The sequence below is a fragment of the Mucilaginibacter sp. MD40 genome (assembly GCF_002288635.1).
Lineage (GTDB): Bacteria > Bacteroidota > Bacteroidia > Sphingobacteriales > Sphingobacteriaceae > Mucilaginibacter.
The window spans coordinates 57,086-71,495 of sequence record NZ_NRSW01000001.1 but is presented as its reverse complement, the minus strand read 5'-3'; the positions used below and the strand labels follow the sequence as shown (position 1 = coordinate 71,495).

Below are 14,410 nucleotides of genomic sequence, written 5' to 3'. Positions count from 1 at the left end.
CTTCTACGCGCTAACCAAGGCGTAGAAGATTATCTTCGATGAGCTTAACTTCGTTCCTGTTCTCTTCGTTACCGCTCATTCGAAATGACATTTATGTTTTAAATTATTTCGATTCCAACCTGCGCTCATCATCATCAGACGCATCCGGCTGATCCTCAGCCGGCGCGTTTTTTACCGGTTGCACGGGCTGCTCGCGGTTCTCCATGTATTTGGCAACATCCTCCTGCTGCGGTTCATCGGCATGGTATTGCTCATCCTCTTTACGCACAACGCTTTCATGCCCTTCATCATTGGGCCTGTTTGTCGGGGTATCAGATGGCGACGGTTTATCGTGGTTGTTTGCTGGCTTTGTCATATAATAGCATAACATCCGGCAGTTAAAAAGGTTGTTTGGTGCAGTAAATCTGTTGCACGGTCAATAAAAAAGGCCAATGAATAACTCATTGGCCTTATTGATCTTATAACCTACGTGGGTATTACATATTTAAACTCAGGTATTGTTTGGGGTTAACTGGCTTGCCGTTCTTGCGTATCTCGTAATGCAGGTGAGGCCCTGTTGAGCGGCCGGTTGAACCTACTTTTCCAATCAATTCGCCTACGGTTACACGTTCGCCTTCCTTTACATTTATTTTGGAAAGGTGGCCGTACCAGGTTTCGATGTTGTTGTTATGGCGTATCTTAACGCAGTTGCCGTAGCCACCGGCGCGGCCGGCAAATACTACCCTGCCGCTGGCAGTGCACTTCACCGGGTCGCCTTTATGCCCGCTAAAATCAATACCCGGATGAAATTCATGCCCGCCAAAATCAAACGGGTTTCCGCGCGAACCGAAGAATGAGGTGAACGAACTTAAACGCGGATAACCCATAGGTGTATAGGCAATAGTATTAACCAGCCGGTCGAGGTAGTTGTTAAACTCCGCGTAAAGCTTGGTTTCGCTTTTGGGCTTATCATCAATATTAAGCTTACGGAATGATATGCCATGCAAACCGCGCTTGCTCATAAATTCATTAATACGTTTTAGTTTTGATTGTATGGCGGAGAGGTACGATACCGCCTGACTGCGCTGGCCCTCCTTCGCTGCTGATTGCAGCAGGGCGTCTTGGTCATTTTTTTCTATCTGGCCCTGCAATGTGGCTATCTGCGATTGCAGCCTGCTGTTTTCCTGGCGCTGCTGGGCGGCTTCGCTGCTTAGCCTAACAATGGCCGTCATGAGTACCATAACTACAATGAGCACGGCCGCTACAGTAAATTTTAATGAGTTAACATGCCTGGCCTTTACCTGTACAATACGCGGTTGCGCATTATTTTTTCGATAAATAATTCCCATACCTAAATCTTCAATTTTTAAGTTTAACCTGATAGTTTAACACGGGGTAGCAAAAAATTAAGGACTACAATGTAGCAATTATTAACCTAACAGCACGCAATCAATCCCGCCTTTTTTATTTATAACCGAAACGTCAATTATTGCCGATTATTCTGATAAGCAGTTAATTTTATTTTGAATTTGGTATTTTTGTGCTGAATATAAGCGAAGTAAAAATTATGATGTACCCAGAATATTTTGTTGCGCCAATGCGCGAAGAGTTAACCCGAGTTGGTTTTGAAGAGCTAAAGGATGCCGCTTCGGTTAATGATGCTATAAAAAGCGAAGGTACCGTGTTTGTAATGGTTAACTCGGTTTGTGGTTGCGCTGCCGCTAACGCACGCCCGGCCGCGCGTATGGCCGCTGCCAATGCTAAACACCCCGATCGTTTGGTAACTGTATTTGCCGGTATGGAAAAAGAAGCGGTTGATGCCGCCCGTAACCTGATGCTGCCTTACCCGCCATCATCACCATCGATGGCTTTGTTTAAAGATGGCAAACTGGTGCACATCATTGAGCGCCACCAGATTGAAGGCCGCCCCGCGCAAATGATTGCTGATAACCTGATAGACGCGTTTGAGCAATACTGCTAATTGATAGATTCAAGAATCAAGAATCAAGAAGCAAGATACAAGACATGTTAAATACAAAGCCCGGTGCATTGCATCGGGCTTTGTTGTTTTCTAATAAAGCTATTTACTACTCACCATTAACTGCTCACTAACCTACTCCGTTTTCAAACTCTTTACCGGGTTGATAGTGGCGGCCCTGAGGCTTTGGTAACTCACCGTCATTAAGGTGATCACCAGTGCGCCAGCGGCTGTGGCAGCGAATATCCACCAGGATAACTCCGTGCGGTACTTGTAATCCTGCAGCCAGCCTTGCATAAAGTAATACGCTGTTGGGATGGCTAAAAGTAAGGATATGGTTACCAGTACCACAAAATCAACCGACATTAAACGCCACAAGGTAAATACCGATGCGCCTAAAACCTTACGAACGCCTATCTCCTTGGTGCGCTGCTCGGCCATAAAGGATGCCATCCCAAATAAGCCCATACAGCTGATAAAGATAGCCAGTATAGTAAAGAACCCGGCCAGTTTGCCCACGCGTTCTTCTGTAGCGAATTTTTTGGCGTACTCTTCATCGGTAAATTTGTAATCAAACGGACTGGCAGGGTCATATTTTTTAATCACGGCCTCAACTTTGGCTAATGCTTCATGTGTACTTATTTTGGGGTTGAGCTTAATATCCAGCACATCGCCTTTTTCGGTTAGCGGAAAAAATATGGTAGTTTTTACCGGCTCATAGGGTGACGACATTACCATATCTTTTACTACGCCAATAATGGTAAACTCCGTATCCCATTTTACTTTTTCGCCTACCGGGTTTTTAAAGCCCAGGAATTTGGCGGTAGCTTCATTAATAATAACGGCAGCTGAATCTGACTTGTAATTTTCGTTAAAGTCGCGGCCCTTGATAATTTTCCAGCCTGCAGTTTTGCCAAAAGTCGGACTGACAGGTATGGTGCCAAAATCGTCCTGCTGGCCGGGGGCTTTGCCACGCCATTGCATACCGCTGTTGTTTGACCATACTGCCGTTAAAGGGCTGCCAGATTCTGCTACGTCTATCACCACGCCTGTTTGCAACAGGTCATACCGCACAGCGGCGAAACTTTTATGAATAGCATCGGTACGCATATCTGCCTGCAGCAACCCGGTACGTTCATAGCCCACCGGGCGGTTTTTGCTATGCTGTACCTGCAAAAACACTACAATGGTGCCGATAATTAAGGTTACTGAAACCGTAAATTGCAGCACCACCAATATTTTACGTGGCAGCGCCGCGAAACGCCCTGCCTTAAAAGTGCCTTTTAAAACCTTTACAGGCTGAAAGGATGACAAGTAAAAGGCAGGGTAACTACCGGCAACAATACCCGTGAGTATACTGAAACTCAAACCCATTATCCAAAATGCGGGGTTATCCCAAAGTACCGCCATGCTTTTATGGGCCACCTGGTTAAACCAGGGCAGCGCCAGCAGCACCAGCACAATACTTAATATGAAGGCAAAGGCTGTAACCAGTAACGATTCGCTGAAGAACTGGGCGATAAGCTGTGCGCGTAACGAGCCTACTGTTTTGCGTATACCTACCTCTTTAGCACGTTTTTCCGACCGGGCCGTACTCAGGTTCATGAAGTTAATACAGGCCAGCAGCAAAACAAACACGCCTATAATACCGAACATCACAACAAACTGAATACCACCACCGGTATTAACCCCATTTTTAAACTCGCTGTACAGGTGCCATTTATCCATAGGGTGCAAAAACACGGCAGGCTTAAATGAAGCGCCCACTGCATCGCCCTGCAAGGTGATGTTTTTGAGTTTAAGGTCTTTGATACGTGCGGACACCTCTTTAATGTCAGCACCCGGCTGTAGCTGCGCGAAGATCTGGAACGAGTTGTTGCCCCAGCGGGTCGCCGCTCTTTTAAGCCAGGGTTGTGTGGTAAGGTACCTGTCCCATGGCGCTATCAGTTCCATACCATCAAAAGTGGTATTGGCAGGGAAATCCTCGTAAACGCCGGTCACCTTATGGTCGTACTGGTTATTAATGCGTATCACCTTATCCATAGGGTCGGTATTACCGAATATGGCTTTTGCCAGTTTTTGTGATATTAAGATAGATGAAGGGTCCTTTAAGTTATCGCGGCTGCCTTTGAGCATGTTGAGGCTTAGCATTTCAGTCGCTTCAGGCTGCATGTAATTACCTTTAGCGATCAGTTTTTGCTCGCCGTGCGACACGCTGAACGAGAAAGTCCAGCTGGATAAGCTAACGTATTTAAAATCGCTCTTGTAATCATTACGCAGCATCATGCCCAGGGGTATAGGCATGGAGTTGCCGGTAAGTACCTCGCCGTTTATGGTTTGGTTTTGCATTACCTGCACAATACGGTCGTGGTTTTTAAAGTATTTATCGTAAGATACCTCGTCCCATATCCACAGGCCTATCAATATGGCCACCGCCATACCCACAGACAGTCCGGCCACGTTGATAAACGTATGCGTTTTATTTTTGATGAGGTTGCGCCAGGCAATTTTCAGGTAATTCTTTATCATGGCAAATACAGTTTGATAAGTATTGGTGCGTTACGTGCTACTATTGCATTAACCATACATTTAATAATATGCCAATTGCGTAAATATATGAATATAAGCAGGTTGTAATGTTAATGGGTAAAATAAACGTTCGTAATCGGACAGTGATTGTTCGGTTGTGCGCAATGATGTGTTCCCTTGTTTATCAGATGGTTAGCAAGGGCTTGCGTAAAACTGATATTGACGATTTTATGAAAGAAACATGCCTTGATGTAATCCTTTATCTTTACCATCTAAAATTAAAAAGATGGACTTCACCGAAAGTACTTTTCACCTGCAAAAAAAAGTGGCATTACGGTTACCATGTTTGAGATGGCGGAGCCAAAAGCATTAGTTGTTTTTGCAGCAGGGCGCGGTGGCAGCCCGGCGCGGCACCTGCCATTACTTAGGGCAATTGCAGCCAGGGAATGCACAGTGGTGGCTCCGCATTTTGAAATGATACCCTCTCCAATGCCAACAAAAGAGCAGCTGGATGTTCGCATGAAACAGCTTGAAACTGTTCTGAACTCTTATGCCGTAGCTGATTTGCCGATTGTTGGAGTTGGCCACTCCATAGGGGCAACTTTACTGCTTACGCTTGCAGGTGCAAAGGCGATAACTTTTTACAAAGAAAGTGTTAAGCCTCAATTAAAAAGGAATTTTGCCGGATTGGTACTGCTTGCACCCGCGGTAGATTTCTTTTTGCACGAGGGCGCATCAGACGCGATAAATACAAAAGTATACCTGCGCACCGGTGCTAAAGACAACATTACACCGACCGATAGAACGATGATGTTCAAGGCCATGCTTGAGGAGCATAGCAGCGTAGATTTTGTGTTAGACGAACAAGCCGGTCATTTCAGTTATATAGACCAGTTGCCGCCAAACGTGGAAGATCCACAGCCTGACAGGCATTTATTTTTGGCAGGTATGGCTAATAATGTAGCACAGTTCATCGTTTCTTTAAGTCTTTAATCTTAAGTAGTTCGTTAAGCAGGTAGCTGTTTATTTTAATAATTAATATTTACCTTAAAGCCGTTTTACTAAACCAATAGCAGTTAACATGAAAGTATTCAGCAAGGCAATTTTAGCCTTATCGGTAACCTTTGTTTTTTATCAAAAAAGCACGGCGCAAAATAATATTCCTAAAGATTATTTATCAAAGGAGTTTCATGCCGGCAGGCGCGAAGCCTTGCGTAAACTCATGCCCGCAAATTCGGTAACGGTGATATTTGCCTATCCGGAACGTGTTTTCTCTAATGATGTTAATTACGTTTACCACGCTAATCCCGATCTGTATTATTTCTCCGGCTATAAAGAGCCTGACGCGGCGCTTTTAGTGTTTAAAGAAATGCAGGGCAGCGGCGATACGGCTTATAACGAAATATTATATGTGCGCCGGCGCAACCCGCAGCAGGAGCAATGGACAGGCCGCCGTTTAGGAGTGGAGGGTGCTAAAACCCGGTTGGGCTTTAAACGCGTTTATAACAGTAATGAGTTTAGCAAACTCCCGGTTGATCTTAAAAAGTTTGCTGCCGTAGTGTATGATGACCTGCCTGAGGCGGCAGGCGGCGAACTGCAGGAGATGATAGCCTCGTTTAAAGCCAAAGCCGGGGTAAAAAATATAGATAAAGGTTTAATGGATGATGTTAAGGTAGTTATGGCTTACGCCAATATACATAACCTCGACAGGATATTAAACTACATTAAACCGCGCATACAGGATGAAGCGCACAAAAGCGAACCTTTGCTGCAACAGCTTTCTACCGGTATGGATTCTACCACCCTGGAAAACGTAAAAGCTAAGCTAAAGGCGCAATACGGCGCATCAGGTTTATTTACAGAATATACTACAGCGCTGCGTGGCATTAAACAGCCGGAAGAAATTGCCCTGATGAAAAAGAGCGCGCAGCTATCGGCTATTGCGCATGCCGAGGTGATGAAAGCTGTGAAGCCCAACATGAGCGAGCGCGAGCTGGAAGGCATTATGCTTTATGTACATAAAAATTATGGTGCCGAGGACGAAGGTTACCCGCCAATAGTTGGGGTAGGAGCAAACGGTTGCATATTACATTACGAAGAAAATAATGAAACCATGCTGAATAACCAGCTGGTTTTAATGGATGTAGGGTCTGAATACCATGGTTATTCTGCCGATGTTACCCGCACCGTACCCGCCAATGGAAAATTCACCGAAGAGCAGAAAGCTATTTACCAGGTGGTTTATGATGCGCAAGAACAAGCGATAAATATGTGTAAGGCAGGTATCAGATATGGAGACCTGGAGAAAAAAACGGAAGAAGTTTTAGCCGCCGGTTTAATTAAACTTGGCGTGATTAGGGATGCTAAAGAGTTGCGTACCTATTATCCGCATGGAGTATCGCACCATGTGGGGCTGGATGTGCATGATAAGGGCTCTTACGCCGGTAACCTGGAAGAAGGCATGATCATCACGGTCGAACCCGGTATCTACATTCCGGCTGGCAGTAAATGCGATAAAAAATGGTGGAATATTGGTGTACGTATTGAGGATGATATCCTGATAGGTAAAGATAAATTTACCAACCTTTCTGCAGATGCCCCGCGCACCTGGCAGGCGGTTGAGAAAATGGCCGCGCAAAGTAGTATATTTGACGGTGCGAAATTCCCGCCGCTTAAATAGGAAGTTTTAATTATATAGTGAAAACCCCGGCTTGCCGGGGTTTTCTTTTTTAGCCATTTAACATCCTATTTTTTTGGCTATTTTGGGTTACCAATTTTATCCATCATGAAAAAGCTGCTTATCCTGCTTACTATTACTATTTTTTCTTTGCCAGCGTTGGCGCAAACAGACAGAGAAGATATAAAAAAGACCATTAATACGCTTTTCGAGGGCATGCGCAAAGGCGACAGCACTATGCTGCGCTCAGTGTTTCATAAGGATATGGTGCTGCAGAGTGTAGCCAATAAAAAAGACGGTTCCACTGTGCTCATCACAGAGAAGGCGGGCGATTTTGTAAAACAGGTAGGCGCGCCACACAAGGAAGTTTACGATGAACGCATTACCTGGGGCGACATTAAAATTGATGGTTCGCTGGCCAGCGTATGGACGCCCTATAAGTTTTACCTGGGCACGCAGTTCAGCCATTGCGGGGTTAACTTTTTTCAGCTGATGAAAACCGTGCAGGGCTGGAAGATCATTTACATTGTTGATACCCGCCGTAAGGATAATTGCCCGGAGTAGTGAACTGCTCAGGGGAAGCTAATGAAGAACCAAACTGACGAGTTATAGATAGTTCCATGTTGTTGATTAACTGTTATGGTTTCGGCGATGATCATCACCCCATTTTTCCATCGCATACCATAAAGGACTTAATTGCAGGGCCGATTCTGTTAACAAATATTCAACTCTCACCGGTACTTCTGCATAAACGGAACGTTTAACCAAACCATCTTTTTCCAACGCTTTTAACTGGAGTGTCAGCATGCGTTCCGTAATATTAGGCAGCAATTTTTTAAGTTCTGTATAACGCATAGCGCCCTTGTCAAGTTTATACAGGATCAGCATTTTCCACCGGCCGCTCACCATATCGTGTGCATACACCATACCGCAAAAGTCCTGAAGTTTTTTACGGTTATATTGATTGGTGGAGTTTTCTTTACTCATGGCTACTTACTTTTTTGTTCGCTCCGAACAATGGATGCGGTTCTTCAAAAGTAGCATTAGACATTATACTTTTGACCTGTTTATATCAGTTAAACGTAATTTATATTTATGAAAATTCTTATAGTTTATGCCCATCCGGAACGTAAAAGTTTTAATGGCGCTATGTTTCAGGAGGCTTGTCGGGTTTTGGAAGCAGAAGGGCACCAGGTTCAAACATCAGACCTATATGGCATGGCGTTTAAACCTGTGTCAGATGCATCTAACTTCACCGGTTTACAAAACCCGGATTATTTTAAGCAGCAGTTAGAAGAATTGCACGCTACAGCCAATCATTTATTTTCTTCCGAACTTAAACCGGAAATAAAGAAGATAGAGTGGTGCGAGTTAATGATCTGGCAATTTCCGCTTTGGTGGTTTAGCGTGCCGGCCATACTCAAGGGCTGGGTAGACAGAACATTTGCGATGGGGCAGGCTTATGGAAGCGGTAGGATTTATGAAACCGGCTTTTTCAAAGATAAAAAGGCCTTATTATCCTTAACAACCGGCGGGCCGCAAGATGCTTACCTCAAAGATGGATTGCAAGGAGATATTAATGGTATTTTGAGGCCGTTACAGCGTGGTATACTTCAGTTTACGGGTTTTAAGGTTTTAACGCCGCATGTGGTGTACGGGCCTGCAAGAATGAGCGGGGAGGAACGTGAATATGAATTAAAGCGCTGGGGAGATCGCCTTAGAATTGTGGCTGATGAGCCTGAATTTAATGTAGGTAGATATTGAGTAGGGTGCATTCCACATAAAAGCCCGGTTGCAAACACAATCGGGCTTTATAACTATTTTGAATCTTGCCTCTTGATTCTTGTTTCTTGCCTCTTGATTCTTGGCTCTTGACTCTATCAAGCCGTCAGTTTTTTATACTTGATCCGCTTAGGCGTTATGTCACCTACGCGTTTTTTGTGATTCTCTTCATATTCGCTGTAGTTGCCCTCGAAGAAGTATACCTGAGAGTTGCCTTCAAATGCCAGGATATGGGTGCAAACCCTGTCCAGGAACCAGCGGTCGTGGCTGATGATCACGGCGCAGCCGCCAAAGTTTTCAAGCGCTTCTTCCAGCGAGCGTAAAGTATTTACGTCAATATCGTTGGTCGGCTCATCCAGTAGCAGCACGTTGGAGCCCTTGGTTAAGGTAATAGCCAGGTGCACACGGTTACGCTCACCGCCCGATAGCACACCCACTTTTTTCTGCTGGTCGGCACCGTTAAAGTTAAACTTGGAAACGTAGGCACGCGAGTTAAGCGGGCGGTTGCCTACCATAATGTTATCCGTGCCGCCGGTAATATTCTCCCAAACAGATTTATCGGGGTCAAGGTCGTCATGCATTTGGTCAACATACCCAAGGGCTACCGTTTCACCTACGCGGAAAGTACCGGCATCGGGCTGGTCCTGCCCGGTAATTAAGCGGAACAAGGTTGTTTTACCGGCACCGTTAGGGCCAATAATACCTACAATACCTGCCGGTGGCAACGAGAAGCTCAGGTTCTCGAATAACACCTTATCGCCATAGGCTTTTGTAACGTTATTAGCCTCGATAACGATATTACCCAACCTCGGCCCCGGCGGAATGAACAGCTCCAGTTTTTCTTCGCGCTCTTTAGTTTCCTCAGAAGCCAGCTTTTCATAGTTAGATAAACGGGCCTTTGATTTAGCATGTCGGCCTTTGGCGCCCATACGTACCCATTCCAGCTCGCGCTCCAGTGTTTTCTGGCGTTTGCTCTCGCTTTTTTCTTCGGCGGCAAGGCGTTTGGCTTTCTGATCTAACCATGAGGAATAATTTCCCTTCCATGGGATACCCTCGCCACGGTCAAGCTCCAGTATCCATCCTGCCACGTTATCCAGGAAATAACGGTCGTGCGTTACGGCTATAACGGTACCCTTATATTGCTGCAGGTGGTGCTCCAGCCAATCTATTGATTCAGCATCCAGGTGGTTGGTAGGCTCATCCAGCAATAACACGTCCGGTTCCTGCAACAGCAGGCGGCACAGGGCCACACGGCGGCGCTCACCACCTGATAGAACCGAAATTTTAGTATCCGGCTCGGGGCAGCGCAGGGCATCCATCGCTCGCTCCAGTTTGGTATCCAGTTCCCAGGCGTTGGTAGCATCGATCTTATCCTGCAATTCGCCCTGGCGGTTCATCAGCTTCTCCATTTTATCGGCATCACTGTAATACTCTTCCAGGCCAAATTTTTCGTTGATCTCTTCGTACTCCTTCAACAGGGCGGTGGTTTCGGCCACGCCTTCTTCTACTATTTCACGTACAGTTTTTTCGGGGTCAAGCTCAGGCTCCTGGCTCAGGTAACCTACGCTGTAGCCCGGCGAAAAAACCACCTCGCCAATATTGGTCTTATCAATACCGGCGATAATTTTTAACAGCGATGATTTACCGGAGCCGTTTAAACCGATAACGCCTATTTTGGCGCCGTAAAAGAACGACAGGTATATGTTTTTCAGCACTGTTTTTTGCGGCGGGTAAACCTTACTTACGCCGGCCATTGAAAAAATGATCTTTTCGTCAGCCATAAAAATTTATTGATTTATACTTAGGGAGAGCAAATATAGGATTTGAAATGTGGATTGGTGGAGAATTTTTCATCTCAAATTCATCCCATAATTTGTATCTTTCAAAGTAAATCGTTTGGTTTGCTGATATCGTGTTTCATGCCGTTGGCACACTTGCACAACACCATGCCGTAATGGCATAAAACATGACTAATTGCCCTGCAAGTAAAATAGTAGCTATAATTTTTATCCGGCTTAAACTATTTGAGCGGTGCAACATCAAATAATAAATGTTTTATTTGTTTATACCCGTGTTCAAACGTTTTTTTACGGTTTGGGCAAACAAAACCCGGCCGTACGAATTAAATTTTTATCCGCTTTTATCATCCGATTGTCTGTTAATATTTGATGTAGAAAAGTTGGCAACATTGTTGTTAAAAAAATAAAAATCGGCTTAACCTGGTGAAACAAATATTAGATTAGGACGATCATAATCAGAAAGGTATATATGGAAGCTAAATTTTCGCCACGGGTTAAAGATGTGATACAGTACAGCCGCGAGGAGGCACTGCGCCTTGGGCATGATTATATTGGTACGGAGCATCTTTTGCTTGGCCTTATCCGTGATGGAGATGGCGTGGCAATTAAACTATTGAAAGGGCTGGCCGTTGATACCGCTAAATTACGCCGTGCTGTTGAGGATGCTGTAAAAGGAACAATAGGCACAAATGTACATATAGGCAGTATCCCGCTAACCAAACAAGCCGAAAAGGTATTAAAGATAACTTACCTCGAAGCCAAAATATTTAAAAGTGATGTAATAGGTACCGAACACCTTTTACTCTCTATACTACGTGATGAGGATAATATCGCCTCACAGATACTGATGCAGTTTAACGTAAACTACGAGGTGTTTAAAGGAGAAGTAGAATCGAGCAAGAACGACATTACGGACGAAATGCCGGGTTCATCAACCGGTGGTGACGATGACTTTAAAGAGGATGATTCTTTCACCCAACCTAAAAAGGTATCAGACATCAAATCCAAAACGCCTGTACTGGATAACTTTGGCCGCGACCTGACCAAAGCTGCCGAAGAAGGTAAGCTTGACCCCATTGTTGGCCGTGAAAAAGAGATAGAGCGCGTATCGCAGATATTATCGCGCCGTAAAAAGAACAACCCTATTTTAATAGGTGAGCCGGGTGTAGGTAAATCTGCCATTGCAGAGGGCCTGGCGTTGCGTATTGTACAACGCAAGGTATCGCGTGTATTGTTCAACAAACGCGTGGTTACGCTTGACCTTGCCTCGCTGGTTGCCGGTACCAAATACCGCGGGCAGTTTGAGGAGCGTATGAAAGCAGTGATGAACGAACTGGAAAAATCTCCGGACGTGATCCTGTTTATCGACGAGATACACACTATTGTTGGTGCTGGTGGTGCTTCCGGCTCGCTGGATGCATCTAACATGTTTAAACCTGCCCTGGCGCGTGGAGAGATACAATGCATCGGTGCTACTACATTGGATGAGTACCGCCAGTACATTGAGAAAGATGGCGCGTTAGACCGCCGTTTCCAAAAGGTAATGGTAGAGCCTGCTACGCCTGATGAAACTGTAGAGATACTGAACCGCATTAAAGAGAAGTACGAGGAACACCATGGTGTTACTTATACCGACGAAGCGATTACCGCATGCGTTACCTTAACCACACGTTATATTACCGACCGCTTCCTGCCGGATAAAGCTATTGACGCTTTGGACGAGGCTGGTTCACGTGTGCATTTAACCAACATCCATGTTCCGCAAAATATCCTGGATATTGAGCAGAAGATTGAGCAGATAAAGGTAGAGAAGAACAAAGTGGTGCGCAGCCAGAAATACGAGGAAGCCGCCAAACTGCGTGATACCGAGAAACACCTGCTGGAAGAGCTTGACCAGGCTAAAGCTGCCTGGGAAGCTGAAACTAAAGCGAAACGTTATACCGTGACTGAAGATAATGTTGCCGAGGTAGTAAGCATGATGACCGGTATTCCGGTACAGCGTGTTGGGCAGGCAGATAGCGCCAAATTATTGGCCATGTCTGAAACCATCAGCGGTAAAATTATTGGCCAGGATGATGCCATCAAAAAGCTTACACGTGCTATACAACGTACCCGTGCGGGCCTTAAAGATCCTAAAAAACCAATTGGTTCATTTATATTCTTAGGCCCTACAGGTGTAGGTAAAACTGAGCTTGCTAAAGAACTTGCCCGCTTTATGTTTGATACCGAGGACGCGCTGATACAGATTGATATGAGCGAGTACATGGAGAAATTCGCGGTATCTCGTTTGGTGGGAGCGCCTCCGGGCTACGTAGGTTACGAAGAAGGCGGACAGCTTACCGAAAAGGTACGCCGTAAACCATACGCGGTGGTATTATTAGATGAGATTGAGAAAGCTCACCCTGATGTGTTCAACATCTTGTTACAGGTGCTGGACGAAGGTCAGTTGACCGACTCACTGGGCCGCAAGGTAGATTTCAGGAATACCATCATCATCATGACCTCTAATATTGGCGCGCGCCAGTTGAAAGATTTTGGTCAGGGTGTAGGTTTCAGCACCAGCGCCAAAACCACACAAGCCGAAGCACATTCGCGCGGTGTGATAGAGAACGCGCTGAAACGTGCCTTTGCGCCGGAGTTCCTGAACCGTATTGATGACGTGATCGTGTTTAACTCATTGGGTAAAGACGAGATATTCAAGATCATTGATATTGAGCTTGCCGCTTTATTTGGCCGTGTGAACACACTGGGTTATAAAATTGAGCTTACGCTTGAAGCCAAAGAGTTTATTGCCGAGAAAGGTTATGATTCGCAATTTGGGGCAAGGCCGCTTAAACGCGCCATCCAGAAATACCTGGAAGATCCGATTGCCGAAGAGATACTCAAAGGTGAATTAACCGAAGGCGACACCCTGATTGTTGATTACGACAAAGAAGCCAATGAAATAAAGGTTTCTGACAAAAAGGGCGAAAACAAGGAGCCAAAAGAAGAAGAGCAGAAGTAATCGTCTGTTAATCATATGGAAAACCCGCTTACTTAGTAAGCGGGTTTTTTTATTTCAGGCTTTTGTAAATAATATTTTAATTCAGTTAAACCTTGTCCAATAATTTTAATCATAATCACATAAAACAAATACGGAACACCTGTTATTATAATGATTAGAGTGGTTGGGTTAAACAATTTATCGCACCATTAAACCGTTAAATAGCGGAATAAAAAATTTACATTTATGAAAAAACTCTTATCTATTATCTGCGTAGCTGTTATTGCACTTACAGCAGCATCATGTAAAAAAGAAACTGTTGTACAAGGTGGTAATACTAATCGCACAGTATACGCAACAAATGTTTCTAACTGGCAACTGGTAACCGATGGCGGTGGTTCTTACGTAATGGACATTAATGTACCAGCCCTGGATAAAACCTACAGCGAAAATGGAGCCGTATTAGTTTACATAGCGCCTCCGGGCAGTACTGAGTGGGAACAGATCCCTGAAACCTTTAACGGCCGCGCTTACAGCTTTACGCATGATGTAGGCCGAGTATCTATTTACGCGCAAAACCCTTCAGGTTCGGGTACGCCTGTCTTGCCTCCTGCTATCGACGTGAAGATCGTATTGATCGATTCTAATATCAATTAATTACAATAAAGATATAAAACAAGAAA

General features: G+C 45.0%; 12 protein-coding genes. 7 read left to right on the top strand and 5 right to left on the bottom strand.

Features of this window, described 5'->3' with window-relative positions:
- Positions 1-103: 103 nt before the first annotated feature.
- On the bottom strand, positions 104-355 hold the full coding sequence (locus CKK33_RS00345) for a hypothetical protein (RefSeq protein ID WP_095702192.1): 252 nt from the start codon (positions 353-355) through the stop codon (positions 104-106).
- Between the two features lie 121 nt (positions 356-476).
- Complete coding sequence (locus CKK33_RS00340) at positions 477-1,328, bottom strand: M23 family metallopeptidase (protein WP_095702191.1); 852 nt, start codon at positions 1,326-1,328, stop codon at positions 477-479.
- Between the two features lie 221 nt (positions 1,329-1,549).
- On the opposite strand from CKK33_RS00340, the gene CKK33_RS00335 reads away from it, so the two are divergent.
- Positions 1,550-1,960 (top strand): BrxA/BrxB family bacilliredoxin, encoded by a 411-nt coding sequence (locus tag CKK33_RS00335; RefSeq protein ID WP_095705697.1) that lies wholly within the window; start codon positions 1,550-1,552, stop codon positions 1,958-1,960.
- A 132-nt stretch (positions 1,961-2,092) separates the two neighbouring features.
- Here the strand turns inward: CKK33_RS00335 and CKK33_RS00330 are convergent, their stop codons facing one another.
- Positions 2,093-4,486 (bottom strand): ABC transporter permease, encoded by a 2,394-nt coding sequence (locus CKK33_RS00330; RefSeq protein ID WP_095702190.1) that lies wholly within the window; start codon positions 4,484-4,486, stop codon positions 2,093-2,095.
- 351 nt (positions 4,487-4,837) lie between these two features.
- Between CKK33_RS00330 and CKK33_RS00325 the strand changes: the two genes are divergently transcribed.
- From CKK33_RS00325 to CKK33_RS00315, 3 genes are all read left to right on the top strand, one after another.
- Complete coding sequence (locus CKK33_RS00325) at positions 4,838-5,479, top strand: alpha/beta hydrolase (protein WP_233138114.1); 642 nt, start codon at positions 4,838-4,840, stop codon at positions 5,477-5,479.
- An 88-nt stretch (positions 5,480-5,567) separates the two neighbouring features.
- Positions 5,568-7,166 carry an aminopeptidase P family protein gene (locus CKK33_RS00320; RefSeq protein WP_095702188.1) on the top strand — a complete coding sequence of 533 codons (1,599 nt, stop codon included), beginning with the start codon at positions 5,568-5,570 and terminating at the stop codon, positions 7,164-7,166.
- 105 nt (positions 7,167-7,271) lie between these two features.
- Positions 7,272-7,727 carry a nuclear transport factor 2 family protein gene (locus CKK33_RS00315; RefSeq protein WP_095702187.1) on the top strand — a complete coding sequence of 152 codons (456 nt, stop codon included), beginning with the start codon at positions 7,272-7,274 and terminating at the stop codon, positions 7,725-7,727.
- Between the two features lie 66 nt (positions 7,728-7,793).
- Here the strand turns inward: CKK33_RS00315 and CKK33_RS00310 are convergent, their stop codons facing one another.
- Positions 7,794-8,150, bottom strand: a complete 357-nt coding sequence (locus CKK33_RS00310) for a helix-turn-helix domain-containing protein (protein WP_095702186.1) — start codon at positions 8,148-8,150, stop codon at positions 7,794-7,796.
- 108 nt (positions 8,151-8,258) lie between these two features.
- Here CKK33_RS00310 and CKK33_RS00305 point away from each other — a divergent pair, with 108 nt between their 5' ends.
- Positions 8,259-8,927 (top strand): NAD(P)H-dependent oxidoreductase, encoded by a 669-nt coding sequence (locus CKK33_RS00305; protein ID WP_095702185.1) that lies wholly within the window; start codon positions 8,259-8,261, stop codon positions 8,925-8,927.
- Positions 8,928-9,043: 116 nt separating this feature from the next.
- On the opposite strand, the gene ettA is transcribed toward CKK33_RS00305, so the two are convergent.
- A complete protein-coding gene (gene ettA / locus CKK33_RS00300; protein ID WP_095702184.1) occupies positions 9,044-10,726 on the bottom strand; it encodes an energy-dependent translational throttle protein EttA in 1,683 nt (560 codons plus the stop codon).
- A gap of 487 nt (positions 10,727-11,213) precedes the next feature.
- Between ettA and CKK33_RS00295 the strand changes: the two genes are divergently transcribed.
- Entirely contained in the window at positions 11,214-13,748 is a 2,535-nt protein-coding gene (locus CKK33_RS00295) for an ATP-dependent Clp protease ATP-binding subunit (protein WP_095702183.1), read from the top strand.
- A 225-nt stretch (positions 13,749-13,973) separates the two neighbouring features.
- A complete protein-coding gene (locus CKK33_RS00290) occupies positions 13,974-14,384 on the top strand; it encodes a hypothetical protein (protein WP_095702182.1) in 411 nt (136 codons plus the stop codon).
- Positions 14,385-14,410 lie beyond the last annotated feature (26 nt).